This window comes from Pseudomonas sessilinigenes (assembly GCF_003850565.1).
Taxonomy (GTDB): Bacteria; Pseudomonadota; Gammaproteobacteria; order Pseudomonadales; family Pseudomonadaceae; genus Aquipseudomonas; species Aquipseudomonas sessilinigenes.
The window spans coordinates 5480053-5507010 of sequence record NZ_CP027706.1; the positions used below are offsets into that span (position 1 = coordinate 5480053).

At 63.5% G+C, this 26958-nt stretch carries 25 protein-coding genes and 1 pseudogene; 20 read left to right on the forward strand and 6 right to left on the reverse strand.

Translation table 11 applies throughout. The features are described from left to right. The first annotated feature begins 357 nt into the window (after positions 1 to 357). The 16 genes from C4K39_RS25155 to C4K39_RS25230 all read left to right on the forward strand — a co-directional run bounded on the left by C4K39_RS25155 (position 358) and on the right by C4K39_RS25230 (position 18294). The gene (locus tag C4K39_RS25155) at positions 358 to 1710 is read left to right on the forward strand and encodes a UDP-glucose dehydrogenase family protein (protein ID WP_068586670.1); all 1353 of its coding nucleotides are present in this window, start codon (positions 358 to 360) and stop codon (positions 1708 to 1710) included. Next, positions 1707 to 2726 carry an NAD-dependent epimerase gene (locus C4K39_RS25160; protein WP_068586445.1) on the forward strand — a complete coding sequence of 340 codons (1020 nt, stop codon included), beginning with the start codon at positions 1707 to 1709 and terminating at the stop codon, positions 2724 to 2726. The genes C4K39_RS25155 and C4K39_RS25160 overlap by 4 nt, the downstream gene beginning before the upstream one ends. Positions 2727 to 2787: 61 nt before the next feature. Further along, positions 2788 to 3534: a sugar transferase gene (locus tag C4K39_RS25165; RefSeq protein WP_068586448.1), complete on the forward strand. Its 747-nt coding sequence runs from the start codon at positions 2788 to 2790 to the stop codon at positions 3532 to 3534. A 1-nt stretch (position 3535) separates the two neighbouring features. Continuing rightward, entirely contained in the window at positions 3536 to 4180 is a 645-nt protein-coding gene (locus C4K39_RS25170) for a CpsD/CapB family tyrosine-protein kinase (protein ID WP_068586451.1), read from the forward strand. A 22-nt stretch (positions 4181 to 4202) separates the two neighbouring features. After that, on the forward strand, positions 4203 to 5225 hold the full coding sequence (locus C4K39_RS25175; RefSeq protein ID WP_124347691.1) for a polysaccharide biosynthesis/export family protein: 1023 nt from the start codon (positions 4203 to 4205) through the stop codon (positions 5223 to 5225). Positions 5226 to 5235: 10 nt separating this feature from the next. Beyond that, positions 5236 to 6828, forward strand: coding sequence for a GumC family protein (locus C4K39_RS25180; RefSeq protein ID WP_068586458.1), 1593 nt, complete (start codon positions 5236 to 5238; stop codon positions 6826 to 6828). A gap of 11 nt (positions 6829 to 6839) precedes the next feature. Next, the gene (locus tag C4K39_RS25185; RefSeq protein WP_164487322.1) at positions 6840 to 7940 is read left to right on the forward strand and encodes a glycosyltransferase family 4 protein; all 1101 of its coding nucleotides are present in this window, start codon (positions 6840 to 6842) and stop codon (positions 7938 to 7940) included. Further along, positions 7937 to 9283 (forward strand): O-antigen ligase family protein, encoded by a 1347-nt coding sequence (locus C4K39_RS25190; RefSeq protein ID WP_124347693.1) that lies wholly within the window; start codon positions 7937 to 7939, stop codon positions 9281 to 9283. The genes C4K39_RS25185 and C4K39_RS25190 overlap by 4 nt, the downstream gene beginning before the upstream one ends. Before the next feature lie 104 nt (positions 9284 to 9387). Next, on the forward strand, positions 9388 to 10347 hold the full coding sequence (locus C4K39_RS25195; protein ID WP_124348395.1) for a glycosyltransferase: 960 nt from the start codon (positions 9388 to 9390) through the stop codon (positions 10345 to 10347). Beyond that, a complete protein-coding gene (locus C4K39_RS25200) occupies positions 10340 to 11476 on the forward strand; it encodes a glycosyltransferase (protein WP_068586465.1) in 1137 nt (378 codons plus the stop codon). The genes C4K39_RS25195 and C4K39_RS25200 overlap by 8 nt, the downstream gene beginning before the upstream one ends. Position 11477: 1 nt before the next feature. Further along, positions 11478 to 12476, forward strand: coding sequence for a polysaccharide deacetylase family protein (locus C4K39_RS25205; RefSeq protein WP_124347694.1), 999 nt, complete (start codon positions 11478 to 11480; stop codon positions 12474 to 12476). After that, positions 12473 to 13780 (forward strand): lipopolysaccharide biosynthesis protein, encoded by a 1308-nt coding sequence (locus C4K39_RS25210; protein WP_124347695.1) that lies wholly within the window; start codon positions 12473 to 12475, stop codon positions 13778 to 13780. Before C4K39_RS25205 ends, C4K39_RS25210 begins: the two co-directional genes overlap by 4 nt. Beyond that, on the forward strand, positions 13780 to 15705 hold the full coding sequence (locus C4K39_RS25215) for a hypothetical protein (RefSeq protein WP_124347696.1): 1926 nt from the start codon (positions 13780 to 13782) through the stop codon (positions 15703 to 15705). Before C4K39_RS25210 ends, C4K39_RS25215 begins: the two co-directional genes overlap by 1 nt. Then, positions 15702 to 16406: an N-acetyltransferase gene (locus tag C4K39_RS25220; protein WP_068586477.1), complete on the forward strand. Its 705-nt coding sequence runs from the start codon at positions 15702 to 15704 to the stop codon at positions 16404 to 16406. Before C4K39_RS25215 ends, C4K39_RS25220 begins: the two co-directional genes overlap by 4 nt. Further along, positions 16403 to 17530 carry a GNAT family N-acetyltransferase gene (locus C4K39_RS25225; protein WP_124347697.1) on the forward strand — a complete coding sequence of 376 codons (1128 nt, stop codon included), beginning with the start codon at positions 16403 to 16405 and terminating at the stop codon, positions 17528 to 17530. The genes C4K39_RS25220 and C4K39_RS25225 overlap by 4 nt, the downstream gene beginning before the upstream one ends. After that, on the forward strand, positions 17527 to 18294 hold the full coding sequence (locus C4K39_RS25230) for a carbohydrate deacetylase (protein ID WP_124347698.1): 768 nt from the start codon (positions 17527 to 17529) through the stop codon (positions 18292 to 18294). Before C4K39_RS25225 ends, C4K39_RS25230 begins: the two co-directional genes overlap by 4 nt. Positions 18295 to 18413: 119 nt before the next feature. Here C4K39_RS25230 and C4K39_RS25235 read toward each other — a convergent pair whose 3' ends face one another. Beyond that, the gene (locus C4K39_RS25235; RefSeq protein ID WP_068586485.1) at positions 18414 to 18680 is read right to left on the reverse strand and encodes a DUF1652 domain-containing protein; all 267 of its coding nucleotides are present in this window, start codon (positions 18678 to 18680) and stop codon (positions 18414 to 18416) included. Positions 18681 to 18895: 215 nt separating this feature from the next. On the opposite strand from C4K39_RS25235, the gene C4K39_RS25240 reads away from it, so the two are divergent. Further along, positions 18896 to 19201 carry an NIPSNAP family protein gene (locus C4K39_RS25240; RefSeq protein ID WP_068586488.1) on the forward strand — a complete coding sequence of 102 codons (306 nt, stop codon included), beginning with the start codon at positions 18896 to 18898 and terminating at the stop codon, positions 19199 to 19201. Positions 19202 to 19238: 37 nt separating this feature from the next. Here the strand turns inward: C4K39_RS25240 and ilvA are convergent. Beyond that, positions 19239 to 20213 (reverse strand): annotated as a pseudogene (gene ilvA / locus C4K39_RS25245) (threonine ammonia-lyase, biosynthetic); the annotation flags it as partial. A gap of 321 nt (positions 20214 to 20534) precedes the next feature. Between ilvA and C4K39_RS25250 the strand changes: the two are divergent. Continuing rightward, positions 20535 to 20735, forward strand: a complete 201-nt coding sequence (locus C4K39_RS25250; protein WP_068586491.1) for a ParD-like family protein — start codon at positions 20535 to 20537, stop codon at positions 20733 to 20735. Continuing rightward, positions 20732 to 21496, forward strand: a complete 765-nt coding sequence (gene map, locus C4K39_RS25255) for a type I methionyl aminopeptidase (protein ID WP_068586493.1) — start codon at positions 20732 to 20734, stop codon at positions 21494 to 21496. Before C4K39_RS25250 ends, map begins: the two co-directional genes overlap by 4 nt. A 3-nt stretch (positions 21497 to 21499) precedes the next feature. Here the strand turns inward: map and C4K39_RS25260 are convergent, their stop codons facing one another. Further along, entirely contained in the window at positions 21500 to 22441 is a 942-nt protein-coding gene (locus C4K39_RS25260) for a magnesium transporter CorA family protein (RefSeq protein ID WP_124347699.1), read from the reverse strand. Between the two features lie 4 nt (positions 22442 to 22445). Continuing rightward, positions 22446 to 24032, reverse strand: coding sequence for a RimK family ATP-grasp domain-containing protein (locus tag C4K39_RS25265; protein WP_124347700.1), 1587 nt, complete (start codon positions 24030 to 24032; stop codon positions 22446 to 22448). Between the two features lie 94 nt (positions 24033 to 24126). On the opposite strand from C4K39_RS25265, the gene rimI reads away from it, so the two are divergent. Then, entirely contained in the window at positions 24127 to 25230 is a 1104-nt protein-coding gene (gene rimI / locus C4K39_RS25270; protein WP_124347701.1) for a ribosomal protein S18-alanine N-acetyltransferase, read from the forward strand. Between the two features lie 6 nt (positions 25231 to 25236). Here the strand turns inward: rimI and C4K39_RS25275 are convergent, their stop codons facing one another. Both C4K39_RS25275 and C4K39_RS25280 read right to left on the reverse strand, forming a co-directional pair. After that, positions 25237 to 26385 carry a PQQ-dependent sugar dehydrogenase gene (locus C4K39_RS25275; RefSeq protein ID WP_124347702.1) on the reverse strand — a complete coding sequence of 383 codons (1149 nt, stop codon included), beginning with the start codon at positions 26383 to 26385 and terminating at the stop codon, positions 25237 to 25239. 71 nt (positions 26386 to 26456) lie between these two features. Continuing rightward, the gene (locus C4K39_RS25280) at positions 26457 to 26828 is read right to left on the reverse strand and encodes a hypothetical protein (RefSeq protein ID WP_124347703.1); all 372 of its coding nucleotides are present in this window, start codon (positions 26826 to 26828) and stop codon (positions 26457 to 26459) included. Positions 26829 to 26958: the final 130 nt, after the last annotated feature.

The window sequence follows — 26958 nt, forward strand, 5'->3', positions numbered from 1 at the left end:
CTCTCTAGATCGTTCTTTTTTGTAGGTTGGTAGCAAAGAAGCATCAAACTTTTGTCGAAAATATCTACCGTTCGTCGGATTTTTAGCGAACCCAACAAACAAATACAAGTATTTGACGCTTTTCATTATGGCCATCATTAATAACTGTAAAGCTATGTTTTAAAAGGGTTTTATTTGTATCTAAAAAATAAATAGAGAGGCTGTGTCATTTATGTAACGCCAAAAAACGTCAATTAAACGTCTTTACCTTGTGGTAGTGTCAAAAAAAGAGCGCAATGAAGGCCATGTGCCATATGCGTTTTTTCAGGAGGTGAGCCACGCCCTCACCCAACACTCATCATGGACGAGGTCGTTCCCTTGGAAGTCAGCGTTTTTGGTACTGGCTATGTTGGCCTGGTGCAAGCGGTTGCATTGGCCGATGTTGGGCATAACGTGGTGTGTGTCGATATCGACAGCCACAAGATCGCCCAACTGCAGCGCGCCATTCCACCGATTCACGAACCGGGCCTGGCGGCCCTGATCGAAGAGAATCAGAAGGCCGGCCGCCTGCATTTCACCACTCAGCCCAGCGATGCCGTAGGCCATGGCCAGGTGATCTTCATCGCCGTGGGTACCCCCTCCAATGAAGATGGCTCGGCGGACCTCGATCATGTCCTGGCCGTTGCACGAAACATCGCCTGCCTCATGTACAGCGACAAGACCCTGGTCATCAAGTCCACAGTGCCTGTGGGCACCGCGGACCTGGTGGTCGAGACCGTGGCCGAGCAACTGGCGGACCTGGGCAAGTCCGAGCTGCGGGTCCACGTGGTCTCCAACCCGGAGTTCCTCAAGGAAGGCTCGGCGGTCGCCGATTGCATGCGTCCGGACCGGATCATCATCGGTTGCGCCCATGAACTGCCTCGCCAGCAATTGAGCGAGCTCTACGCTCCGTTCAATCACAACCACGACCGACTGATGTTCATGGATAACCGCAGTGCCGAGCTGGTCAAGTACGCGGCCAATGCCATGCTCGCCACCCGCATCAGCTTCATGAACGAGATGGCCAACCTGGCCGAGCGGCTGGGAGTGGATATCAACGCGGTACGCAAAGGCATCGGCGCCGACCCACGTATCGGCTATCACTTCATCTACCCGGGCGCCGGTTTTGGCGGCTCGTGCTTCCCCAAGGATCTGCGGGCACTGATCCACACCGCACAAAGCCATGGCCTGGAACCGCAGATGCTCAAGACCGTGCGCGACGTCAATGAGCAGCAGCGGCATGTGCTGTTTCGCAAGCTCAAGGCGCACCTGGGGGACAACCTCCAGGGCAAGGTCATCGCCCTGTGGGGCCTGGCATTCAAGCCCAACACCGACGACATGCGCGAAGCCACCAGCCGCTACCTGATGGAAGCGCTGTGGGAAGCCGGGGCCAAGGTCCATGCCTATGACCCCGAGGCCATGACCGAGTGCCGGCGCCTGTATGGCTACCGCGATGACCTGCAACTGTGCGCGACCCGCGACGACACTTTGCAAGGCGCCGACGCGCTGGTGATCTGCACCGAGTGGAAAGCCTTTCGCGTGGTGGACTTCAAGCTGCTGCGCGAGAAGCTCAACGATCGCCTGATCGTCGATGGCCGCAATCTCTACAACCCGCAACAGGCAGCGGACGCTGGTCTGCACTACCTGAGCATCGGCCTGCCTTACCGCGTACCTGGGGCACTTTGCGCATGAATATCCTGATTACCGGGGCCGCCGGGTTCATCGGCGCCCATACCGCACTGCGTTTGCTCAAGGATGGGCATCAGGTCACCGGACTGGATAATTTCAACGATTACTACGACCCCCAGCTCAAGCACGATCGGGTGCGCTGGGTGGAACAGCAAGTGGGGCATTTCCCGCTGCAACGCCTGGACCTGGCCGACAGCGAGGGCCTGGATCGGCTGTTCGCCGAGGTCCGCCCACAGGTGGTGATCAACCTCGCCGCCCAGGCCGGGGTGCGTTATTCCCTGGAGAATCCCAAGGCCTACCTGGACAGCAATCTGGGCGGTTTTCTCAACCTGCTGGAGATGTGCCGGCGCTACCCCGTGCAGCACCTGGTCTATGCCTCCTCCAGTTCGGTGTATGGGGCCAACCAGCAAACCCCATATCGGGTCAGCGACAACGTCGATCACCCGCTCTCGCTGTACGCGGCCAGCAAGAAAGCCAACGAGCTGATGGCCCACAGCTACGCCCACCTGTTCGGCGTGCCGGCCACCGGCCTGCGCTTCTTCACCGTCTATGGCCCCTGGGGTCGACCGGACATGTCGCCGATTCTGTTCGCCGACGCGATCAGCCAGGGGCATCCGCTGAAACTGTTCAATTACGGCATGCACCAGCGCGACTTCACCTATATCGACGACATCGTCGAATCCCTGGTGCGCCTACTGGGCAAACCACCAGCCCGCGACCCGCTGTGGGACCGCGAGCAACCGGACCCCTCCACCAGCATGGCCCCCTGGCGCCTGTTCAACATCGGCGGCCAGCGCCCCGTGCACCTTAAGGACTATGTGGCCGCCCTGGAGAAACTCCTTGGCCGCCAGGCCCAGGTCGAGTACCTGCCACTGCAACCGGGAGATGTGCTCAACACCTGCGCCGATGTCAGCGCCCTGGAGAACCTCACCGGCTTCGGGCCCCAGGTTCCCCTGGAAGACGGGCTCAGGGATTTCGTGCAGTGGTACCTGCGCTACTACCAAGGCCGGACGTCCTGAGCGGCCTGCGTGCCCTGAGCGTTCCCCCAACTCTTTTGCAATGGAAATACTTCCGGTGGATATGGACAGACCCCTCTCATCGCCCGCAAGCGATGCGCCCACGCGCATCGATCGGCGCAACGACCCGTTCCGACGCAAGGTCCAGGCTGCCATCGACCTGCAACACCATGGCTGGATCACTGGCCGCGATGGCGGCCGGCCCTGGACCTTGTCACGCAGCAAGCGACTGACCTCGGCAGTACTGGCAGCGCTGCTGCTGGTGGCACTGTCGCCGGTGCTTTTGGTGGTTGCCCTGACAATCAAGCTCACCAGCCCAGGGCCGGTGTTCTTCGTCCAGTTGCGTACGGGCTTTCGTGGCCGACGCTTCGGCATGTACAAGTTCCGCACCATGGTGGTCAACGCCGAGGCCCTCAAGGATTCGGTACGCCACCTGAACAAGCACGGCCCGGACTCGGTGGACTTCAAGATCGATCGCGATCCGCGGATTACCGGGATCGGCGGCTTCCTGCGTCGTACCAGCCTCGATGAACTACCGAACCTGATCAATGTGGTGCTTGGCCAGATGCGCATCGTCGGCCCACGCCCAACCTCGTTCCACGCCCAGACCTACAAGGAACACCACCTGGGTCGCCTGAGCATCTACCCGGGCATCACCGGCCTGTGGCAGGTCTCCGGGCGCAGCGACGTGGATTTCGACGGCCGGGTGACCCTCGACATGACCTACATCTTCCAGCAGAGCCCCTGGCTCGACCTGAAGATCCTGATCAAAACCCCTTTCAAGGTCCTCAATGGCCACGGAGCAAGTTGAAATGGCGGCAGCAACCTTTGCCAGTCTGAAAATCCAGCCCCCCAGTGAAAGCAACCTGGCAGTGACCGTGCTCGACCAGGAACTGCGCGTGATCCTGTTGACCGCGGCCAACCGCAACAGTGGCGTCACCAGCAGCAGCCTGAGCATGGCCAGTGAGCTGGCACGCACCAGCCGGGGCCGAGTACTGCTGGTGGATACCAGCCTGGGCGAGCAAAGCCTGACCCGGCGCCTGGGCCTGGACCAGCAACCGGGTTTTCTCGACCTGGCCCTGGCCAGTACCCCACCGCAGTTGAGTAGCTGCATTCATGACAGCCAGGAGCAGGACTTCGACTTCCTGCCCCTGGGTCGGCGCCAGCAGTACGCCGAACGCCTGACGCCCGAGCAGTTGCGCGACCTGCTGCAACTCCTGGCCGGGCAATACCGCTTCGTGATCATCGATGGCGACCCGGTGTACAGCAGTGGCGACATCCTCACCCTGAGTACCCAGGTCGATGGCGTGGTGCTGGTGGTGCGCAGCGAGGAAACCCGCTGGGAAGTGGCCCAGGCCGCGGCGCAACGGTTGATCCAGGCCGAAGCGAAGCTGATCGGCAGCGTGTTCAACGCCCGCAAGTACTACATGCCCAAGTGGGTTTACGACCGCCTCTGACCGGTACAAGGACCGTGTAACCATGAACAAGCCAAGACTCTCCCTGCTGAGCCTGTCACTGCTGCTGGCGGCCCTGGGTGGTTGCGCCGATCGCGAGCCGCAGCACATGCCGGTACAGATCCTCAGCGCCCCGGCCGATCAGGCCCAGCTCACCGAAGTCATGCCCATCGAACAGGTGTTGCGTCCCCAGGACGTGCTGGACGTGATCTTCCATATCGGCACCACCAGCCAGACCCGCTACCTGGTGCAACCGGGCGACCAGGTCGATGTGACCTTCATCAGCGCGCCGGAGCTTGGGGGCAACAAGCTGGTACTGCCCGATGGCAGCATCGACATGCCCTATATCGGCAATATCCAGGTCGCCGGGCTCTCCGCCGAACAGGCGCGCCAGGCCCTGCAAGCGCAGTACGCCAAGGTGTTGAAGAAGCCCCAGATCACTTTCTCGATCTCCCACGCCATGGCCCAGCTGGACAACCTGCGTACGAGCCTGACCAACCCGGCCACTGGCTTGAGTCGCGAAATCGTGGTGGGCTCCGATGGCCGCGCCAGCTTCCCGCTGCTGGGCAGCCTGTCCTTGCAGGGCAAGAGCCTGAGCGAGCTGCAAACCCTGATCAACCAGCGCTACGCCAAGGAAGTCGGTGCGGTGAGCGTCGACGTACTGCTCAAGACCACCGCCGCCAACGAGGTCTTCGTCATGGGTGAAGTCGGCCAGCCGGGCGCTTACCCGGTACGCCGGCCGATTTCGGTGCTCGAGGCCCTGACCCTGGCCAAGGGCGCCGGCCCCACCGCGCGCCTGGACTCGGTAGTGATCCTGCGGCGCAAGGGCAGCGAAGTCGAGGCCCGGGTCTACGACGCCGACGCGGCGCTGGATGGCAAGGCCCTGCAGTTCGCCTACCTGCAGCCGGACGACATGCTCTACGTGCCCAAGACCCGCCTGGCCAAGGCCGGTGCACTGAGCAAGCAGTTGGCGGACGTGATCATGTTCCAGGGTGTCGGCTTCAGCTTCGGCTACCGCGTCGACAACAAAGAATCGAATAACAACTGAGTTCGCCTCGATGACCAAGATCGAAAACTACCTGCACGAGTTCCTCCTCGTGTTCTTCGTCAATCGGCGCCTGATCAAGCGGGTATTCCTGGGCTTCGCCCTGCTCGCTCTGTTGCTGCCGCTGGTGCTCAAGCAGAGCTTCGAGATCACTGCCGAAGTCATCGTGCAGTCCAAGAAGCTGTCGCAGACCGACGCCAACACCGTGCTCGCCCCGGATGCCGACAAGTTCATCCCGCCTTCGCTGGCGGATATGGAGACCGAGAGCAATATCCTGCGCTCGCCGACCCTGATCCGCGACACCATCGACCAACTGCGTCGCGAGGGCCAGTTCAGTGGCAGCGAAGGCCTGTTGAGCAAGCTGGTGCTCAAGCCGATCCGCAGCATCCTGGTGGACCCGCTGCGCAACTATGTGATCAATCCGGCCCGCGGTTTCTTCGGCCTGGCAGTGGACCCGGTACGCGATACCAGCCTGGACGCCTTCACCGACCAGGCGGTCAAGGATCTGAAGATCGGCACCCTGCCCGGCTCCAACGTGATCTCCATCGTCTATAGCAGCCCGTCCGCCGCCGAGGGCACGCGCTTTGTCGAGCGCCTGCTGGCCAACTACCTCAAGAGCCGCCAGGACCTGCAATCCAATGAACTGCCCGAGGCCTTCTACGAACAGAAGAAGGCCCAGTACCAGTCACGCCTCGACGATCTGGAGGGCAAGCGCCAGGCATTGCTGGAAGCAGCCCATGCCTCCGATCCCAAGGAGGAGATCACCTTCCGCCTCAATGCCATCAACACCGAGGAGCAGTCGCTCAACGGCTACCGTGACCAGGCCCTGGAAAGCCAGCGCCGCCTGGACTACCTGCAGAAAAGCCTGGACGCTGCACGCAAGGCCGGCCTGACCGACTACACCTTTCCCTTCGCCTTCGCCAACACCGTGGACAACGTTGCCTACGAAGACCGCGAGATCAAGCACCTGGGCGAGCAGTTGACCAACCTGGTGAGCCAGTACGGCACCACCGCCGATACCTACCGCGCCGACAGCGTGCCAATGCAGCAACAGCGCGAGCAGATCGTCCGGGCCCGGGCGCAGTTCCTCAAGGTCGTGGAGAACCGCGTCCGCGAACGCAGCAGCGAATTGCAGATCACCCAGTCGGTGATCGCCCAGAAAACCACGCGGATCAACGACTACAAGACCCGTGTGCGCGACCTGCAGGAAGTGCTGAGCAAGCTGCGCCAGCTGGACACCGAGATCGATGCCCTGCACAAGGCCTTCTTCACCTACACCCAGCGCTATGAAGAGAGCCGCGGCGAGCGCCTGATCAGCGGCGAGCTGTCCAATGCGCGAGTCCTGAGCCAGCCCTACGAACCCAGCGAAGCGGCTTTCCCCAAACCGATGCTGATCATCCCCCTGGGTCTTTTGACCGGGCTGCTCCTGGCCATCGCCCTGGGTTATGTCTATGAGTTCTTCGACCATCGCTTCAAGCATCCGGCCCAGGTCAGCGACCATCTCGGCCTGCCCGTGCTGATGGTGCTCAACGCGGTCGAAACCCCGCAGCTCAACCCCTACCCACGCTGGACCTGGCGCTGGGCCTGGCATTGGGCCAAACAGTGAACGACTTGAGCATGGCCGCGCAGCCTATCGTGCATCTGATCCACAGCGGTGGCTTCTATGGCGCCGAGCGCATGTTGCTGGATCACTGCCTGATCACCCCGGGCGAGCATCGGGTGGTGTTCATCGATGCTCCGCTGGCGTTGCTGCAGCGTTTTGCCGAGGCCGGCGTGCCCAGCCACAATTGCCGGAGCCTGAAGGAGCTGCTGGCCCATCTGCGCCAGCAGCCCGGGCTGCTCAATGCCCACAACTTCAAGGCCCAGGTGTTCGCCTGGGCCTGTGCCAGGCGCCTGCAACTGCCGCTGGTAATGACCCAGCACGGTTTCACCCCGCGCAGCCTGAAGCAGAAGCTCTATACCTGGACCAGCCTGCGCCTGTGTCGCAGCAGCCACGTACGCCGGGTGGTGTGCGTCGCCCAGAGTATCGCCCGCCTGCATCTGCAGGCAGGCGTCGCCGAAGCCAAGCTGCTGGTGATTCCCAACGGCCTGCCGGAACCGGCCCCGGCCATCGCCACGGGCAACCAGGCTCCGCCCCTGCATGACGCTCCGGTGCGGCGCGACGAGCAGGAACCCCTGGTGGGTTTCGTTGGGCGCCTGAGCGGGGAAAAAGGCCCGGATCTGTTTCTCGATGCCTTGATCGGCCTGTGCCAGCAACGCCCCTCCCTCAAGGCGGTGCTCCTGGGCGATGGCGAGCAGAACGCGATCCTGCGCCAGCGCATCGAGGCCGCCGGCTTGTCCCTGCGTATCCTGCTACCGGGCTACCAGAGCAATATGCAGCCCTGGCTCAAGCGCCTCAACGTGCTGGTGATCAGCTCACGCACCGAAGGCACGCCGATGATCCTGCTCGAAGCCATGCAGGTCGGGACTCCGGTAGCGGCCTTTGCCGTCGGCGGCATTCCCGATGTCCTGCAGCATCGGCACAACGGCCTGCTGGCCACGCCCCTGGACAGCGAGGAACTGGCCCGCTGCATCGGCGAGTTGCTGGACGATCCAATCCAGGCCCGGAGCCTGGCCGAGGCGGCTCGTGTCACCCAGCGCCAGCACCATCACCTGCCCACCCTGGCCAAGCGCTGGGATGAGCTGTACCGCGTTGCCAGAGAGACTACCCCGGTATGATCGCCGCACCTTTTCTCGGTTTGCTCCTGGGCCTGGCCGGCCTGGCCTTGCTTGCCAGCCCGTGGCCATTCCTGGCACCACTGGTGGTGGTCGGGATGTTCGGCCTGGCCCTGCTCTATCGTCGTCCGGCCTGGGGCCTGCTGGGGATCTGCGCACTGGTGCCTTTCGAGGGGCTGTTCAAGGACAGTGCTTTTTCCGGGGCCAAGCTGCTGGGCGCCTCGCTGATCCTGATCATGCTGTTCAAGCTGTTGTTGCGGCAGATCCCCGAGACCCGCCTGGGCAGCAACCTGTGGCGCGCCCTGGGGCCGTTCCTGCTGTGCCTGCTCTTGAGCCTGATGTACAGCGAGAACCTGGCCGTCTCCCTGGACAGCCTGCGAGAGCTGGCCGTGGGCCTGGTGCTGTTCTTCGTGACCTTGCTGATTGCCCGTGAGATCAACCTGCTGATGCTCTGCCGCCTGTTGGCGGTCAGCGTGGCCATTACCTGCGTGATCGCGCTGGTTTCCGCCAAGTACCAGGTGGGCGGCCGGGCCATCGGCCTGCTGCAGGACGCCAACTACTTTGCCCTGCTGATCGCCATGGCCGTGCCACCGGCGATCCTGCTCGCCTTGCGTTCGCCCCACTGGCTGGAGCGCCTGTTCTGGGTGGCCATCAGCCTGACCCTGATGGCTGGGATGACCAAGACCGACTCGCGCTCCGGCCTGCTGGTGGTGCTGTTCACCATCGCCATCGGGGCCTGGCATTACCGCGACCGCCTCAAGCGCCTGCGGCCCAAGCACCTGGGCTTCGCCATGTTCGCCGTGGCGATCGTCGTGCCCCTGGGTATCGCCGCGCTGCCGGCCGACTATGTGGCGCGGATCAAGTCCCTGGGCATGCTCAAGTCCGGTTCGCACTCGGCGGACACCTCCCTGGGTCGTCGGACCTCCTACCTGGTGGTCGGTAGCCAGATGATCCGCGAGAACCCACTGCTGGGCTCAGGCCTGGGTACCTTCCCGATCCATTACGCGCAAACCGGCTTCGCCAGCAGTTTCTCGGAAAACCTCAACGAGCCGGACCTGTATCGCCGGGCCCACAACACCTATCTGGAACTGTTCAGCGAGCTGGGCATTCCCGGCGGCCTGAGCTTCGTGGCGCTGCTGCTCATGGGGCTGCGCAATTTCGAGCGCTCGCGCCAGGCGTTCCTCGCCCGGGGCGCCCGGGAGCAGGCCGACCTTGTCACGCACCTGGGGCTGAGCCTGTTGGCACTGGCGGTGTTCCTGCTGTTCCTCAGCGCACCGAACCACAAGTACCTGTGGATCTTCCTGGCCTTGTCCAGCGTGCTGCGGCGTGAGGCCGAGCAAGCGTGATGAGGCACCGTTACTCGGGGCGCGAGCGCCGCAAGAAAGTCGTCCTGGCGTCGCGACGCCAAGGCGAGCATGTCATCAGCGAGATCCTGCCAAGGGAGGCTGCAATGCAACGGATCAGCGTGATCGTGCCCATGTACAACGAGGCGCGACACATCGAGCGAACCCTGGGCAGCGTGTTGCGCGCCGCCCGGGCGGCCGACATGGACTGCGAGCTGATCGTGGTCGACAACGGCTCCACCGACCAGGGACCACAACGGGCCAGGGAACTGGGTGCCCAGGTCCTGCCATGCCCCGGGCTGAGCATCGGGGCCTTGCGCAATCGCGGCGCCGCCGTCGCCACTGGCGACTGCCTGGCCTTTCTCGATGCCGACATCGAAGTACCCGGCAACTGGCTGCAACTCTGGCAACGCAACCAGGCGCAGGCCGAGGTTTTCGCCCTGGATTGTGCCGCCCCTGCCAGCGCTCCCTGGTTCGCCCGGGCCTGGCAGCGACGCAGCCTGGCGGCCGGGGGCAAGGCTCGCCTGTTGCAGTGGATGCCTACGCCCAACCTTTGCCTGAAGCGCGAATGGTTCGAGCGTGTCGGCGGTTTCGACGAACAACTGCGTACCGGCGAGGACAAGGACTTCGGCCTGCGCCTGAACGCCGCCGGAGCACGGCAGTTGAGCCTGGCCCAGCCCCAGGTGCTGCACTGGGGGTTCGAAGCCAGCTGGAGCGAATGGGCCGCCAAGGAACGCTGGCGCCAGGGCAGCCATGTGCAATTGCTCAAGAGCGCCGGGCCGAGCCTGCGCCTGCTGCGCTTCCCACTGCTGTGCCTGGCGTGTGCCTTGTTCAGCCTGATGGCCGTGCTGGCGCTGCTGTTGGGCCAGGGGGGCGGCGCCTTGCTGTACCTGGCCTTGGCCGCGCTCGCGCCCCTGCTCCTGGCCCTGCGCCAGGGGTGGCGCCAGCGCGACCCGCTGTTTGTCCTGCAACTCTGGCTGCTGCACTGGGTGCGCCTGTACCTGGGGGCCTCGGCCCTGATCCAGGGTCTGTTCAACCGTTCTGTCAGGAGGCCCGACCGTGGCTAAGATTCTTTTCTGGCTTTGCCTGCTGTTGCCCTTCTATGCCTGGGTGGGTTATCCGCTGCTGCTGGGCCTGCTCAGCCTGTTCGTGCGCCCACGCCCTGCGATGCAGGGCCAGCCGCTATCGGTCAGCGTGATCATCGCCGCTCATAACGAAGGACCGCATATCCAGCACAAGCTCCAGACCCTGCTGCAACAGGATTACCCGGCCACCGACCTGCAGATCATCCTGGCCAGCGATGGCTCCAGCGACGAGACCGTGGCCATTGCCCTGGGCCTGCGCGACTCACGGGTCCTGGTGCTGGATCTGCCGCGGGTGGGCAAGGCCGGGGCCCTCAACGCCGCGGTAGAGTTGGCACGCAATGACATCCTGGTGTTCACCGATGCCGACAACCAGTGGTCCACCGACACCCTGGGCAAGCTCCTGGAGCCCCTGGCCGATCCGCAGGTAGGCGCCTGCGGTGGGCATATGATCATCCCCCGGCCCGGGCACAACCTGAGCCTGGGAGATAGCTTGTACCGGCATTACGAAGCCTGGTTGCGCCAGGCCGAGAATCGTACCGGCTGCATGGTTTCAGCCGACGGCGCGTTGCTGGCCCTGCGCCGGGAACTGTTCCAGCGGATTCCGGCCGAGGTCAACGATGACTTTTTCATCAGCACCTGCGCCCCGGTGGCGGGCAAGCGCATCGTCTATGTGGAGCAAGCCCAGGTGCTGGACCAGGGCGTGGATGAAGCCGACAAACAATACCGCCGACGCCTGCGGGTCACCGTGGGCGGCTTGCAGAGCCTGGCCCAGCGCCGGGAGCTGATGAATCCATGGCGCCACGGCGCCTATGCCATTGCCCTGATCAGCCACAAGCTGATCCGGCGCCTGGCACCGGTGTTGTTGTTGCCACTGTTGCTGAGCAACCTGTTGCTGTGGGACGCCGGCCCCTTCTATAGCGCGTTGCTGGTTGCCCAACTGGCGGGTTATGGCGCGGGCCTCCTGGGCTTGCTGGACTCGCGCGGACGCCTGCCCAAGGTGTTTCGCCTGGCCGGATTCATCCTGGTGACCCTGGCGGGCATGAGCATGGGCCTCTGGCAGTTCCTCCGCGGGCAGCGCTATGCCCTGTGGAACCCACAGCAGAATCGCTGAGGTGAAGGTGAAACTGATTTTCAAGCGCCTGCTGGGCAGTGCCTACCTGCACAGTGTCGGGCGCCGCCGCCTGAGCGATTGCTCGGTGATACTGATGCTGCACCGGGTGCTCGCCGATTCCACCGCGGCGAGCCTGCCCCACCGTGCGCCATTATGTGTCGGCCAGGCGCAATTCGAGCATTTGCTGCGCTGGTTGCGCCGGCATTTCGACTGTGTGCCGCTGCAGCAACTGCTGGAGCTGCCCGGTGGCGACCGCCCCCGGATAGCCCTGACCTTCGACGATGGCTGGCGCGACAACGCAGAAGTGGCCCACCCGCTGCTGGAGCGCTACGAAGTGCCGGCAAGCATCTTCCTGTCCACCGATTTCATCGGTCGCAGCCAGGGCTTCTGGTGGGAGTCCATTGGCGAGACCCTGTGGCAGCAACCCAACGCCAGCGCAAGCCAGCCACTGCTGGACTACCTGCGAATGTTGCAACTGCCCCCGCCCGCAGCCTTGCTGCAAACGGCCGCCAGCGTGGCTCGCAGTCGTGTCCTGGGTGGCTACCTGCAACGCCTCAAGCAACTGGACCCGGTCACCCTGCAAGCCCTGGCCGACAGTTGTCCGGCCGGCGCCGCGCCCCATGCCATGGACTGGAGCCAGGTCAAGCAGCTGGAACGTTCCGGGCTGGTGTCTTTCGGCCCCCACGGGGCCAGCCATGGCATTCTCACGCGTCTCGATCCGCTCGCCCTGCGCAGTGATCTGAAGCGCTCCCATGACGCGCTACGCAAGCATTGCCAGGCCCCCCTGGAGATCTACTGCTATCCCAATGGCGATCACAACCTGCAGGTGCGCAGCGCCGTCGCCGAGCTGGGCTATCGCTATGCCCTGGGCACCCAACCCGGCCTGATCGAGGCAGGTGACAACCCATGGCTGGCCCTGCCACGAATCGATGTCAGCCATGCCAGCGCCGCCCATCCGGGGCTCCTGGCCTGGCGCTTGCTGAAGGGGGCGCGGGCATGAGGCGTGGAGGCTACCTCTGGCACCTGGCCCTGAGCATGGGCACGCGCCTGGCGATGATCGGCCTGCGCCTGCTGCGCAACATACTCCTGGCGCGGCTACTGGGCCCGGCGGATCGCGGCCTGTTCGCCCTGCTCAGTACCCTGCCGGACCTGATCGCCGCGCTCACCAGCGGCGGTCTCAATACGGCAGTGGGGTATGACGCTGCGCGCCAGCGCCCCATGGCGCTGCTGCTGACCCAGGTCCTGGTCTACGGCTGCCTGCTGGCCAGCCTGCTGACCCTTGCCGCACTGGCCCTGATCAACACCCTGGGCAGCCAGTGGGAGCTGAGCCTGCAACTGGGGAGCCTGGCCTGGCTACTGCTGCTGGCGGTGCCGATCACGGTGCTCAAGAGCGGCCTGCTGACCCTGCACAACGCCGATGGCCGGGTCGAAGCCTTCAATGCCCTGCGGTTGCTGGAGTCCCTGGTGCCCTTGGTGTTGTTCGTCGGCCTGTGGTGGATCTGGCGCGACCAGCCGTTGTCCGCGGCGCTGGTCAGTTGGTTGGGGGGCACCCTGCTGGTGGTCGTGGTGGGCTGGTGCTGGCTGGCGCGCTTTCACGACCTGCGCTTGCGCTGGCAGTCCGGCGAACAAGGCCGGCTCCTGCGCTATAGCGCCCAGAGCCATCCCGGTGTCCTGGCCCAGCAGTTGATGCTGCGCTCGGACTATCTGTTCATCGGCGCCTTGCTCGACCCCACGGCCCTTGGCTGGTATGCCATGGCCAGCGCCGCCGCCGAGCTGTTGCTGATCATTCCCGAGGCCGTGACCACGCCCCTGATGAAGCGCCTGTTACAGCAAGGCAATGGCATCGAGCAGCTTACCGCCCTGGCCCTGCGCCTGACCGCCACGGTCATGCTCGGCGCTTGCCTTGCCATGGCGCTGATCGGCCAGTGGTTGATCGTGACCCTGTTCGGTGCGGCCTATGCCCCGGCCTACCAAGCACTGTTGGCCCTGCTGCCCGGGCTGTTGGGCCTGTGCTACGCCAGCATCCTGCGCCTGGACCTGCTGGGCAAGCAGCGGCCCGGCACCCTGTCGTTGATGCTGGGGGCCGGCGCGCTGCTGAACCTGGCCCTGAACGCGCTGCTGATCCCGCGGCTGGGCATCGTCGGTGCGGGCCTGGCTTCGTCCATCGCCTACCTGGCGGTAAGCCTGGCAATGCTCGCACTGTACTGTCGGCTCAGCGGTATTGCCTGGTACCGCACCCTGTTTCTGCTACCGGCAGACATCGTCTACCTGCGCCACTTGTTGCGCCCCAAGGAAAAGGCCTGATGAAACCCCGTTCCCTGTTCGCCCTGATGCTATTCGTGGCGCCGTCGCTGTACGCGGCCCCCATGCAGTGGGGCGATATCCGCGATGGCAGCCTGTACCTGCAGGCCGCTGCCGCCGACACCCTGCATCTGCGCTGGAGCCCCGCGTGGCAAAGCGACGCCAACCACGAGCAGTTGTATTTGCTGGCGCCTGACGGCCAGTTGCTGCAAGCGCTGGATATCCCCGCCAGCCAAGCCTATGGCCAGCAGGATATCCACCTGCCTGCGGCCCAGGGCGACTATCGCCTGCAAGTCCCGGGCTACAGCTTTCGCAATTTCAAGATCGGCCATGACAGCGCCACTCAAGCCCAGTTCGAGCCGGCCAAAGTGCATTTCAGCGCCGATGTCGCCGAAGGGGCCGAGCTGTATTTTCAGGTGGCCGCAGGGGAGCGAGCGGTGCTGGCTGGCAAGTATCACGGTGGTGTCAGCGTGTTGCAGGCCGTGCGCCTGAGCGATGGCTTGCAAGTGCGATTGAAGCTGGAGCGCCACGAACAGTACCCGCAATTCGACCAGGTCCCGTTGCCACCGGCCAGCCAGGATGAAGTCTGGCGCCTGTCAATGGGCGGCTCCGGCAAGGTCGGGTTCTGGCTCGATGGCACCGCCAACCTGTTCGCCCAGGACCTGCACCAATTGCATCCATTGCAGTGGACCCCGGGACAGGTGGAGCTGACGCTCAAGCCGCAGGCTCGGGGTCCCAGCCCGTACTTGGGTATCGCCCTGCCCTACGCCCAGCCGCCGCAGTCGACCTTCGAACTGCTACGGGCCCTGGGCGCCCGATCGGCCAACTTCTACAGCTTCGTCGATGTGATCAAGAGCGAACCGCTGCGGGAAATCGGCTTTCGTCGCCTGTATCGCGAAATGTTCGCCATCGATCACGACATCACCCTCCTGGCAGGTACCGGGCGCCGTCCGGTACTGGAGGCCGATCGCCAGACCCTTGCGGGGCTCGATGCCTGGCTGGCCGACAGCGCGCAGTTGGGCAACCGAGGCACGCACTACCTGGCCTTTGCCGACGAACCCAACCTGAACTACCCAAGCTATGCCGCGTTCGCCGCCTATTTCGGGCAGATGCTGGAGCACACCCGGGCCAATCCCGATACCCGCGCAGCCGGGGTACGTATTGCCATGCCAGCCAGCTCCAGGCTATTGGACGGGCCATTCCGGGTCGGTGCCGGGCAACGCCGGGGCATCGACTGGGCGCAGCGGCTGCTGCAAGAACATGGCGAGGATATCGATGCCCTGGCCTGGCACGAATGGATGGTGCGCGATCTGCTGGCCACCCGGCGCTACCGCGACAGCGTGCGCGCCGCTGCGCAATTGGTGGGGCTGGACGAGCACGGCCGGCCACGCAAGGCGCTGCTGTTGAGCCAGACCAATATTTCCAGCGGCCCGGACCTCAGCCCCTACCAGCAAGACACCCACTATGCGGCGCTGTGGTGGATGTCGGTAGTGGTCAACGCTTCGCAGGACGGCCTGCTGGACATGCTCAACTGGTTCCAGGCCGCCGACGAACCCGAGTATCCCAAGGGCATGCTGGCCCTGCGCGACGCCCAGCGCTTTGCCCTCAAGCCGGTGGCCAAGGCCCAGCAATTCATCCAGCAGCACTGGCTGGGCGAGGTCCAGGCGCTGGACAACCCGGCCTTCGAGGTGGACGCCCTGGCCCTGCGCGATGGCGCCCGTCACAGCTTGCTGGGAGTGGCCAAGACCCTACGGCCACACACCATCGAGCTGGCGGCGACGACCGATCTCTGCCAGTCCGGCCCTCGTCTGGAGTTGCTGGGGCCCGACGGCTACAGCCATGACGCACCGGTGCAGTGCCATGCCGGCCGTGCAGTGTTCCAACTGCCCGGCGAGACCCTGTTCGCCTTGACCTGGAAAACCCTATGAATCGCTTGACCGGCCTGCTGGCCAAGATTCGCCGCAAGGGCCTGCGCGGCAGCCTGCGCCTGCTGCGCGAACGTTTCTTCTACTACCACTGGGAGCTGTTGACCCTGGAGCGCCCCCTGGCGCTGCCGGTGCCCTGCCCCATCAGCCCCGAGCGCTGGCCCCAAGTGCGCATCACCCGGGAGCTGCTGCCGGCCTTCGACAAGTACTTCAAGGCGCAGCTACCGGCCATTCGCGGCCTGCTGGACAAGGGCAGTCGCGGCAGCGCCCACCTGGATCACGAAGGCAACGTGATGATGATGGTGTGGATCAGCGAGCGTGATTACTACGACGATCAGTTGTATCGCTGCTGGATGCGCATGCCGCCTGGCTGCCTGTACCAGTTCGCCGGGGAATGCGCGTTGCCCTACCGTGGCTCGGGGGTGGTGATCCTGGCGCAGAAGATGCTCTGGGAGGAGTACCGCGAGCGCGGCTTCAAGGCCACCCGGGCACTGGTTAACGTACGCAATGAGGCCGCGTTGAAGATGCACATGCGCCTGGGCTTCCAGGAGGTCGGCGAATCCTTGCATGTCTATTGCCTGTTGCGCTGCCTGCACTTGCATCGCCGCCGGCCCTATCACCAGACGCGCCTGCATCACCTCAGGCGCGGTCGCCTGGCCGAGCAGCAGGCCGCGGCCAGCCAGATCGACAAGGAGCGCACGTGACCCTGCGTTGGCAATGGTGCACCAGCCTGTGCACCGAAAACTTCCCCGCACAAGCCTATGAACGACTGTGCGAAGCGACCGAACAGGCTACCCCGTTCAATCGCCTGGGCTGGCTGCGCGGCGCCGAACAGGCCCTGACCGAGCACCAGGCATTGCACATCCTGATGGGCTGGCAGGACGCGGAGTTGCTGCTGTGCCTGCCATTGATCGCCGGGCGAGAGTCCCGTGGCGGCCTGCCATTGCGGGTCTTGCGGCACTTGGGGCACCCACTGAGCGATCGCCTGGCGCTGTTGGTGGCGCCCGCTGCAAGGTCGGCCATGGCCGAAGCCCTGGGCCAGATTCGCCGGCGCCTGCCCCACGATTTGCTGCAACTGCACGAGCTGGTCGATGCCGCCGGCGTGCTGGAGCCTTGGCGCCGGGCCAGCAGCTATGGCGAACAGTCGCTGGGATGCCGCGTACCGGAGCACCAGATTCTTCCCAGCGATCGCGAAGAAGCCAGCGGGACCCTGCGCTATGAACTGCGTCGGGCAAAGAAACGCTGCGCCGAAATCGATGCGCGGGTCGTTCGCCTGTCCCCCAGCGCGCAAGACATCGACCAGGTCCTGCAGAGGCTTTGCGAAGTGGAACAGTCCAGCTGGAAAGGCACCGATGGCCTGGGGATCTTCTCTGGAGCGCGGCGCCAGCAATGGATGTTCAGCGCCTTGCACGCCCTGGCAGCCGAAGATCGGGTGCGAGTGGCGATGCTGGAACACCAGGGGCGCTGCATCAGCTATCGCCTGGGACTCCTGGAGCGCGGGCGCCTGTATGACTACAACATCGCCTTTCTCGCCGACTACGCCAACCTGGGCAGCGGCCGGCTGTTGCTGGACGAGTGGATTCGCTGGGGCCTGGAGGACGGCTGGCAGTGGGTCGACGCTTCCCGAGTGAGCCTCAGCCGCTCCAGCCACCAGTTGCATGAACGCCTCAGTGGCCTGGTGGAGCACCAGCGCTGGAGTTTCTACAGTTGGCGTCCGCGCGGCTTGCTGGCGGGGCTCGGCGAGCGCCTCTGGCAACGACTCAAGCCTCATTTCAAGGCCTGGCGCGAACGTCGCCTGGCCGCTACTGCCAAGAAGGTTCGTCCATGAAGCACTCCCGGCTGCAGCAGGTCATCGTCAATGCCGACGACTTCGGCCTCGACCCCGAATACAACCAACTGACCCTGCGCGCGTTCCAGCGCGGGGTCATCAGCTCGGCCACTCTGATGGCCAACATGCCGGCCTTCGAAGACGCCTGCCGCCTGGCCAATCAGCACGCCCTGCTGGGGCGTATCGGCCTGCACTTCAACCTGACCTATGGTGCCCCCTTGAGCCAGGCAATCGCTGGCCAACCGCTATTCTGCGATGCCCAGGGCCAGTTCGATCTGCACCTGCGGCGCTCGGCCCTGCATTTGCCGGCCGCGGCCAGGACCGCCGTGTGGCAAGAGCTGCAAGCCCAGTGGGAGCGTTGCCTGGACCACGGGGTGAGGCCCAGCCATATCGATTCGCACCAGCATGTGCACAACATCTGGCCGATCGCGATGATCGTCGCGCGCTTCGCCGCCCAGCAGAGGGTGCCCGTACGGCTGGCGCGCAATGTCGGCGGCAACATCGGCCCGCTCAAGTGGCTGTTCAAAAGCTCGTTGAATCGTCGGATGCGTTGGCTATCGGGGGCCTCGGCCGACAGGGTCTGCACCCCCAGGGACCTGCTCGACGGCTTGCGCCCGCACGGCCTGATCGAGGTGGTCGCCCATCCGACCCAGTTGGACAACGGTGATTTCGGCGACGACTACCTGCCACCCCGGCAATCCCTGGACCACTTGCTCGACCAAGCGCTACCCGGCTACCAGCGCATCGCCTACAGCGATCTGTAGGGTCGGCCATAAGGCGCGCTGCAGCCTTGAACGGCTGCGAGACCGGAGCCTGCAACCACCTGGTCGATGGGTAACAGCGGCTGCCTACCGGACTTGGGCACGAAACGCTGGGCGATGCTTCAATGATGGGCGCGCTTGAGCTCCCCGATATGACTGGCGTTGTGGGCCAGGTCATAGCGCAATTCGGCCACCAGTTCGTTGATTTCCCGGCAGCCGTTGAGCTGCGCGGCATCGATGCCGGTCACCAGCAGGTCGACGCGATCGGGCTCACGGTCGCCGAAGACCTTCACCGTCATCGACAGGTCGGGGCTCAGGGTGCATTGGCATCGCTTGGGCAGGAAACTGCTTTCGATGATGTTGCGCAACTCCAGGGCAGATAGAAACATGGCGACTCTCTCCTTCTTCGAGGCGACCAATCGACAGGCCAAGCGCCTGCCAGTGGCGACGTCCGTGTTCGATGTCGTGGCCCGGCCTGCGGGATCTGCATACACGGGGCCAGGGTTCAGACTATGCGGCTTTGGCGAGTCTGTTAAATTCGATTTGGCTCTGAGCCGCAGTTTTTTTGACGCGAACCCGTCCGTTCCTCACTGGAGTACCGTCCTTGATTACCTGCCATGTCCGCTATGTGATCGACCCCTACCAACTGGCCGAGTTCGAGGCCTACGCCAAGGCCTGGATTGCCGTGGTGCAGCGCCTGGGCGGTACCCACCATGGCTACTTCCTGCCCAGTGAAGGGGCCAGCAACATCGCCCACTGCCTGTTCAGTTTCCCGTCCCTGGCCGACTACGAGGCCTATCGCCAGGCGGCCCTTGGCGATCCGCAAAGCGTGGCCCTGGTGGATTCGGTGGTAGAGAAGAAATTCATCCTCAGCTACGAACGCAGCTTCATGCGGCCACTGCTGTCCTGACCGTCCCTGCACTTCAGGCTTGCGCCACGGCAGTGCACAGCGCCGCCCGCTCGGCCACGTGGCGCAGGCTGTCGAAGTTGATATTGGCTCCCGAGTCGATGGCCACCAGGGTCTGGCCACGGGCACCGCTGTCGGCGACGTAGCGCTTGATGCCCGCTACCGCCAGGGCCCCGGAAGGTTCGGTGATCGAGCGGGTATCGTCGTAGATGTCCTTGATCGCGGCACACAGTTCGTCGTTGCTGACGCTGATGACCTGGTCCACATGCTGGCGGCAGATCTGGAAGCCGTACTCGCCGATCTGCGCCACCGCGACACCGTCGGCGAAAGTGCCCACCGTCGGCAGGATCACCCGCTCCCCCGCCAGCAACGCCTGCTGCAGGCAATTGGAGTGTTCGGACTCGACACCGACGATACGGATCTGCGGCTGCAGGTATTTCACATAGGCCGCGATCCCGGCGATCAACCCGCCGCCGCCCACCGGCACGAAGATCGCATCCAGGGGGCCCTGGTGCTGGCGCAGGATCTCCATGGCCACCGTACCCTGCCCGGCGATCACATGGGGGTCGTCGAAAGGCGGCACGAAGGTACAACCGGTGCGCTCGGCCAGCGCCAGGGCGTGGGCCAGGGCGAACGGAAAGCTCGGCCCATGCAACAGGGCCTCGCCGCCACGACTACGTACCCCCAGGACCTTGAGCTCCGGGGTGGTTTCAGGCATGACGATGGTGGCCTTGATCCCCAGCTCCCGGGCCGCCAGGGCCACGCCCTGGGCATGGTTGCCGGCAGATGCGGTGATCACCCCACGCTGTTTCTGCTCAGCGCTCAGTTGCGCCAGCCGGTTGTACGCACCGCGGATCTTGAAGGAGAAGGTCGGCTGCAGGTCCTCGCGCTTGAGCAGCACCTGGTTGCCCAGGCGCAGGGACAATGCCGGCGCCACTTGCAGCGGCGTGCAGATGGCCAGGTCGTAGACCGGGGCGGCCAGGATCATCTTCACATAGTGTTCCAGCAAGGCCATGTCGGTGCTGGGCGCGGGGGTACTGGCAAGACGGCTGGGGTGACTCATGATGGATCTCCTGGCTGTGTTCGAAGCCCGGGAGACAGAGAGAAAAAACCCGCCTCCAGGGCGGGTTGGGTGCAGTCGTCAGCAAGCCCGCCAATAAGGAATGGCGGTAATAATGCTTGGCTGGGAACGTACGGCAGAAAAAGTCATGGAGGAAAACTAGCGAATTAAATCCGCTCTCGCAAGCCCCGGATCGGCCTATTTTGCCTTGAGACCTTATATATGAAACGTATATGATTCGTATATTCACCCCACCCAAAGAGGACCTCCCGCGACATGGGTATCGTCAAGATCTCCGATGAGTTGCATGAGCAGATCCGCGTGGCCAGTGCCACCATGGATCGTTCGATCAATGCCCAGGCCGAGTTCTGGATGAAGATTGGCCTGCTGGCCGAGCTCAATCCGCATCTGGCCTATAACGACCTGATCAACAAGCTGTTGTTGAACAAACCCGACCTGCTCAGGGGTCGTGCATGACCCAGAGCCTGATCAAGACCGCCGATCAACTGGCGTTGATGCGTGAATCCGGACGACTGCTGGCCCGAGTCTTCACCTTTCTCGATGAGCTGGTCGGCCCTGGCCTGTCGACCATGGAGCTGGACGCCGCAGTGGAGCACTTCATTCGCCATGAGCTCAAGGCGCGCCCGGCGAGCAAGGGCCAGTACAACTATCCCTACTGCATCAATACCTCGATCAACGAGGTGGTGTGCCACGGCATGCCCCACCCCGAGGCCGTGCTCAAGGATGGCGACATCGTCAATATCGACATCACCCTGGAAAAGAACGGCTATATCGCCGACTCCAGCAAGATGTACCTGATCGGCCATGTCGCCCCCAAGGCCCAGCACCTGGTGGACACCACGTTCCAGGCCATGTGGGATGCCATCCGGCTGGTGCGCCCCGGCGCCCGGCTCGGCGATATCGGGCACGCCATCCAGTCCCGTGCCCAGGCCAACGGCTACAGCGTGGTCCGCGAGTACTGCGGCCACGGCATCGGTCGGCAGATGCACGAAGAGCCCCAGGTCCTGCATTTCGGCCGCGCCGGCACCGGCCTGGAGCTGCGCGAAGGCATGACCTTCACCATCGAGCCGATGCTCAACCAGGGCAGCGCCCGGGTCCGTGGACTCAAGGACGGCTGGACCGTGGTCACTCGCGACAACGGCCTTTCCGCCCAATGGGAACACACCGTGGCCGTGACCCGCGACGGCTTCGAGGTGCTGACCCTGCAACCGCAATGAGCCTCACGGCTCCTGTACGCGACGGCTGCCAAGCCGTCGCAGCCCTACGGTCATGGCAACGGCAGCCAGCAGCATCGCCAGCAGTAGCAGCGAATAGGCCAGCCACCAGGGCGTGCCCGCCGTCATCATGCTGAATTCGGACATGCCGCCGATGCTGGCGATCAGGTTCAGGGGCAGGAACACCACGTTGATCAGGGTCAGCTTGCGCAACAGCTGGTTGCTGCTGTTGTTCATCAGGTTGCCGCGGGCGTCCATCAAGCCGGCAAATACCGTGGAGTAGATCTCCGCCTGCTTGTAGCACTGGTTGTTCTCGATGATCAGATCGTCGATCAGGGCAATGGCCGAGCCCTGGAAATGCTCCATGTGTGCATGGTTGCGCAGCCGGGCCAGCAGCGTGCCGTTGCTGTGCAGGGCGTTGAGGTAATGGATCAGGCTCTCGCTGAGATTGAACATCTGTAGCAGGTGGCGGTTTTCCAGGGTCTGGTTGAACTTGTGTTGCAGCTCCCGAGCCACCAGCTTGATCACCTTCAGGTGGCCCAGGTAGTGATGGATGTTGTGGAGCAGCAAGTCCAGCAGCACATCCAGGGGCGCATGCAGGTTGTGGCGGCTCCCGAGCCCGTCCAGGGACGTGTCGTCGGCGGCGATCACCAGCAACCGGTCCGCAGCGAACAGCAGGCCGCAGGACGACACTTCGAAGGACTGGCTAGGGCCTGCGGAGTAGTTTTTCGGACGCTTCCAGATCAGGAACAGGTAGTCGGGGTGGAACTCGATGCGCGAAACCTCATCCGGGTCCAGGGCCGAGGCCAGGGCATGTTCATCGAGCTTGAAGGCGCTGCGCAGCAGGTCGCGCTCGGCCGGGTCCGGATTGCTGAACAGCATCACCTCGGCATCCCACCCCGGTACCGCCTGCAAGCGGCCATGGGCCAATCGATAGCTGTGGATCATCGTCTCACCAGGCCTGGCCGCGACGCTTGAGCTCCAGGCGGCGGACGAACTCCTCCAGCACCAGGGAGTACAGGTCGTCCTGCAGATAAGCGTCCTCGATTCCGCAGTCGAGGTTGGGGTTGTCGTTCACCTCGATCACCACCACCTTGTCGCCGGACTGCTTGAGATCGACCCCATACAGCCCATCGCCGATCAGGTTGGCGGTTTTCACCGCCAGCTCCACCACGGCCCGCGGGGCCTCGTGGACCGCCAGGGTACGGCATTCACCGTTGATGTCCTGGCCCTTGGCCTTGTGGTTGTAGATCTGCCAATGCCCCTTGGACATGAAGTACTGGCAGGCGAAGATCGGCTTGCGATTGAGAATGCCGATGCGCCAGTCGTACTCGGTGTAGAAAAACTCCTGGGCCAGCAGCAGTACCGAGTGCTCGAACAGTTCGGCCGTCGCCTCAAGCAGCGCCTGCTGGTTCTCGACCTTGATCACGCCTCGGGAGAAACAGCCATCGGGAATCTTCAGCACCAGGGGAAAGCCCAAGCGCTCGCCAACCCGCTCGAAGTCCTGCGGTCGCTCCTTGTACAGGATCTCGGTGGCGGGCATGCCCAGCCGGTGGCGCTTGAGCAGGTCGCTGAGATAGACCTTGTTGGTGCAGCGCAGGATCGAGGTCGGGTCGTCCATCACCACCAGCCCTTCGCTCTCGGCCTTCTTGGCAAAACGATAGGTGTGGTTATCGATGCTGGTGGTCTCGCGAATCAGCAGGGCATCGTATTCGGCCAGGCGCGAGTAATCCTTCTTCTCGATCAGTTCCACATCGATCCCCAGGCCCTTGCCGACCCGGATGAAGTTTTCCAGCGCCCGGGCATTGGAAGGCGGTAGCGTTTCCTGTGGGTCATGCAGGATCGCCAGGTCATAACGGGCCAGGCGCCGGGAACGCGGAACACGCCAGACCTTGCGACTGAAACTGTCCAGTGAGTTGGCAAATTGATCTTCCTGATCTTCTCGCAACTTATGTAGTGCCCCACTCTTGACCCCTTCGATATGCCAACTATCCGTTCTTTTGAACTCAACCAATAGAATCGGACATGGAAACAACTCGAATAACTGCCTGGCCAACTCTTGCAAGGGTTCTATATGGGTTCGACCAAAATAGAGGGTTAGCGTAAAGCCCTCGGTTTCACGGTAGAGGTGATGGCTGAGGGCCTTTTCCAGGGTCTTGTCCAGATCGTCCAGCGCCAGCCCGTAGAGGGCCTTGCGGGTCAGCTCGCTGATCGTCCGTACCGAAGGAATCACCCGGTGGCCGCGGGCCTCAGCCAGCAACGAGCAGTAATAGCCATGACCCAGGTACTTGTAGTTGCGGCACAAGTTGATGACCTGGACGCGCTTGCCCGGTTCACTTTCACAACTGTGTTCCAGATACTCCTGGGCGCTGAGAATATCTTCACTTGGAAAATAAGAAGCCCAGTCTTCCTTGCGTTCGACAATGATGATGACCTGACTGGAGGCTTTATCGACAGCCGACAAATAACTTGTCGAAGTGATTGCCGCCGGCAAACTTTGCCCGGATACTTCTGGCCAATGATTTTGTACCGCTGACATAAAGTTCGATCTCGCTGAAGAAACCTGACCCTTTCTATTAAGCACGAACTTTCTTTGAAGTCTCGTTTCATTACGCAACTTTTACGGCGGTTATATGGATCTTGTCTTTCGCACTGCAACCCCTGACGACCTGCCGGCACTGGTGGCTCTGGAACAGCAATGTTTCACCAGCGACCGCCTGACCCCGCGCAGCTTTCAATGGATGATCAGCCGCGCCCATGGGCAACTCTGGGTGGCCCAGCATCAAGATCGGGTACTCGGATATGCCCTGGTGTTGTTTCATCGCGGCACATCCCTGGCGCGCCTCTACTCCATCGCCATCGCTACCGACGCCCGTGGGCTGGGCCTGGGCAAACGCCTGTTGCAACGGATCGAAACCTGCGCCCTGGAGCATGACTGCGCCTACCTGCGCCTGGAGGTGCGCAGCGATAACCCGACAGCCATCGCCCTGTACGAGCGCCATGGCTATCGGCGCTTCGCCCGTATCCACGACTACTACGAAGACCATGCCGACGCGCTGCGCCTGGAAAAACGCATTCGCGAACACCGCCAGACCCGTAGCATTCGAGTGCCTTACTACCAGCAGACCACCGATTTCACCTGTGGTCCGGCCTGCTTGCTGATGGCCATGGCCGCGCTGCAACCATCACGCCCCTTGATGCGTACCGAGGAGTTGCAGATCTGGCGCGAGGCCACCACGGTATTCATGACTGCCGGACATGGCGGCTGCAGCCCCCAGGGACTGGCACTGGCGGCCTGGCGCCGGGGATTTGCCGTGCGCCTGCAGGTCAACAGTGCCGGGCCGTTGTTTCTCAACGGTGTGCGCGACGAGCATAAAAAAGACGTCATGCGCCTGGTCCACGATGAGTTCTGCAAAGAGCTGGACCGTAGCGATGTGCAGCAGGTGCTCGGCGGCCCGCTGGACCTGGCGCGGCTGCTGGATGCTGGCGGCCGCCCCCTGGTGCTGATCAGCAGCTATCGCCTGACCCGCTCCAAGGCCCCCCATTGGGTGATCGTGACCGACTGCGACGAGGATTTCGTCTACCTGCACGACCCGGATGTCGACCACAGCCAGCACCGCCAGCCCATGGATTGCCAGCACTTACCCGTGAGCCGCGATGAGTTCGACAAGATGTGCAGCTTCGGCAGTAATAAGTTGCGGGCCGCCGTGGTGCTTTCGTCACGACGGCCCACGTAGGTGGTGCTACTGCAGGCCTATCTTGTAGAGCCCACCCTGGTCCTCGTCGGTAACGACATAAAGATACCCATCGGGTCCCTGGCGCACATCGCGGATACGCGACTTGAATTCGCCCAGCAGGCGCTCCTCGTGCACCACCCGATCACCGTCGAACTGCAGCCGGATCAGTTCGCCACTGACCAGGGCACCGATAAAGGCGTTGTGCTGCCAGGGCTTGAAGCGCTCGTCATCATAAAAGGCCATGCCGCTGATGCCCGGGGACTTCTCCCAGACATGATGGGGCACCTGGGTACCAGGAGCGTCCTGGCCCTTGGCCTCGGGAATCGGCTGGCCGGAATAGTCGATGCCATGGGTTGCCAGGGGCCAACCGTAGTTCCTGCCACGCTCGATGATGTTGACCTCGTCGCCTCCCTTGGGCCCGTGCTCGTTCGCCCATACCGTGCCGCTCCAGGGATTGAGCGCCGCGCCCTGGGGGTTGCGATGGCCATAGCTCCATATCTCCGGCCGCACCCCGGCGCGGCCGACGAAGGGATTGTCTTGCGGTACTCGGCCGTCGGCATACAGGCGCACGATCTTGCCCTGGAGCTTGTCCAGGTCCTGGGCGGTGATGCGGTCATTGTTTTCCCCCAGGGTGATGAACAGATAGCCGTCGCGGTCGAACACCAGCCGTGAACCGAAATGATTGCCCACCGACAGTTTCGGCTCCTGGCGGAAGATCACCTGGAAGTCCTTGAGCCCACGACCATCGGCCGCCAGCCGTCCGCGCCCCACGGCCGTACCGGCCGTATCGCCCTGGGCACTGCCTTCTGCGTAGGACAGATAGACCATGCGGTCCTGCTGGAAATCCGGCGACAGCGCCACATCCAGCAAGCCGCCCTGCCCCTTGGCCCACACCTCTGGCACGCCACTCAGGGGTGCCGACAGCTTGCCCTCGGGGCTGACCAGTCGCAGGTTGCCGGGGCGCTCGGTCACCAGAATACCCTGGCGTCCTGGCAGGAAGGCCAGGGCCCAGGGATGATTCAACCCCTGCACCACAGGGACCAGGCTCAAGGTGCCCTGCTCGCTGGGAAACTGCTGGGGATCCGCGGCCTGGACCGATACGGCGCTGCTCAACAGGGTGCTGGCGCACAACGCGGCAAAAAGGGTTCTACGCATGCCTTGCTTCCTTCTATGGATCATTGAATTCCCTGGCAGCCTGCCGGCCGCCTGCTCGACAACGGATTGCCTCAACGCCGGTTGCCATTGGCGTCGTAGCTGGGGCTCGGCAACCGGGGGTCGGGATTGGGTTGCGGGGCCCTGCCACGAGGATAGCCGTTGCCAATGCCGCCGTTCTCCAGACTAGGCGGTTGGCCACTGGGCACGGTGCCAGGACCACGCAGCGGAGGGTTGGCAGGCTGGGTGCCCTGCATGCTGTTGGGGTTCGCCCGACGGATGGGATTGCTGTAAGGGTCGTTGTTGCCGCTACCCGGCAGGTTCTGAGCCAACTGCTGGGTTTCGGGAAACGGGCTGGAAACAAGGGCTTCGGGACTGGCGGCCCAGGTGCTGGCGGTACAACCAAGCAAACACAATGCGGTGAGCCCGCGAACCAGACTGTTCATGACAAGCCTCCATGGGAGCGACAAGGTATCGAATACGATTCCACGCTACGCCCAGGGTTCGGCTTTGTTAATCAAATTATCTTCAAGAACATGCAGCGCCCAGTATCCAGGACGCAGATGCGGGGGCGGA

Bases quoted from the DNA above. Each gene is read 5' to 3' on its own strand.
- C4K39_RS25160 (WP_068586445.1), top strand. From the start codon at position 1,707: ATGAATATCCTGATTACCGGGGCCGCCGGGTTCATCGGCGCCCATACC.
- C4K39_RS25165 (WP_068586448.1), top strand. From the start codon at position 2,788: ATGGACAGACCCCTCTCATCGCCCGCAAGCGATGCGCCCACGCGCATC.
- C4K39_RS25170 (WP_068586451.1), top strand. From the start codon at position 3,536: ATGGCGGCAGCAACCTTTGCCAGTCTGAAAATCCAGCCCCCCAGTGAA.
- C4K39_RS25175 (WP_124347691.1), top strand. From the start codon at position 4,203: ATGAACAAGCCAAGACTCTCCCTGCTGAGCCTGTCACTGCTGCTGGCG.
- C4K39_RS25180 (WP_068586458.1), top strand. From the start codon at position 5,236: ATGACCAAGATCGAAAACTACCTGCACGAGTTCCTCCTCGTGTTCTTC.
- C4K39_RS25185 (WP_164487322.1), top strand. From the start codon at position 6,840: ATGGCCGCGCAGCCTATCGTGCATCTGATCCACAGCGGTGGCTTCTAT.
- C4K39_RS25190 (WP_124347693.1), top strand. From the start codon at position 7,937: ATGATCGCCGCACCTTTTCTCGGTTTGCTCCTGGGCCTGGCCGGCCTG.
- C4K39_RS25195 (WP_124348395.1), top strand. From the start codon at position 9,388: ATGCAACGGATCAGCGTGATCGTGCCCATGTACAACGAGGCGCGACAC.
- C4K39_RS25210 (WP_124347695.1), top strand. From the start codon at position 12,473: ATGAGGCGTGGAGGCTACCTCTGGCACCTGGCCCTGAGCATGGGCACG.
- C4K39_RS25215 (WP_124347696.1), top strand. From the start codon at position 13,780: ATGAAACCCCGTTCCCTGTTCGCCCTGATGCTATTCGTGGCGCCGTCG.
- C4K39_RS25220 (WP_068586477.1), top strand. From the start codon at position 15,702: ATGAATCGCTTGACCGGCCTGCTGGCCAAGATTCGCCGCAAGGGCCTG.
- C4K39_RS25230 (WP_124347698.1), top strand. From the start codon at position 17,527: ATGAAGCACTCCCGGCTGCAGCAGGTCATCGTCAATGCCGACGACTTC.
- C4K39_RS25235 (WP_068586485.1), bottom strand. From the start codon at position 18,680: ATGTTTCTATCTGCCCTGGAGTTGCGCAACATCATCGAAAGCAGTTTC.
- C4K39_RS25250 (WP_068586491.1), top strand. From the start codon at position 20,535: ATGGGTATCGTCAAGATCTCCGATGAGTTGCATGAGCAGATCCGCGTG.
- map (WP_068586493.1), top strand. From the start codon at position 20,732: ATGACCCAGAGCCTGATCAAGACCGCCGATCAACTGGCGTTGATGCGT.
- C4K39_RS25260 (WP_124347699.1), bottom strand. From the start codon at position 22,441: ATGATCCACAGCTATCGATTGGCCCATGGCCGCTTGCAGGCGGTACCG.
- C4K39_RS25265 (WP_124347700.1), bottom strand. From the start codon at position 24,032: ATGTCAGCGGTACAAAATCATTGGCCAGAAGTATCCGGGCAAAGTTTG.
- rimI (WP_124347701.1), top strand. From the start codon at position 24,127: ATGGATCTTGTCTTTCGCACTGCAACCCCTGACGACCTGCCGGCACTG.
- C4K39_RS25275 (WP_124347702.1), bottom strand. From the start codon at position 26,385: ATGCGTAGAACCCTTTTTGCCGCGTTGTGCGCCAGCACCCTGTTGAGC.
- C4K39_RS25280 (WP_124347703.1), bottom strand. From the start codon at position 26,828: ATGAACAGTCTGGTTCGCGGGCTCACCGCATTGTGTTTGCTTGGTTGT.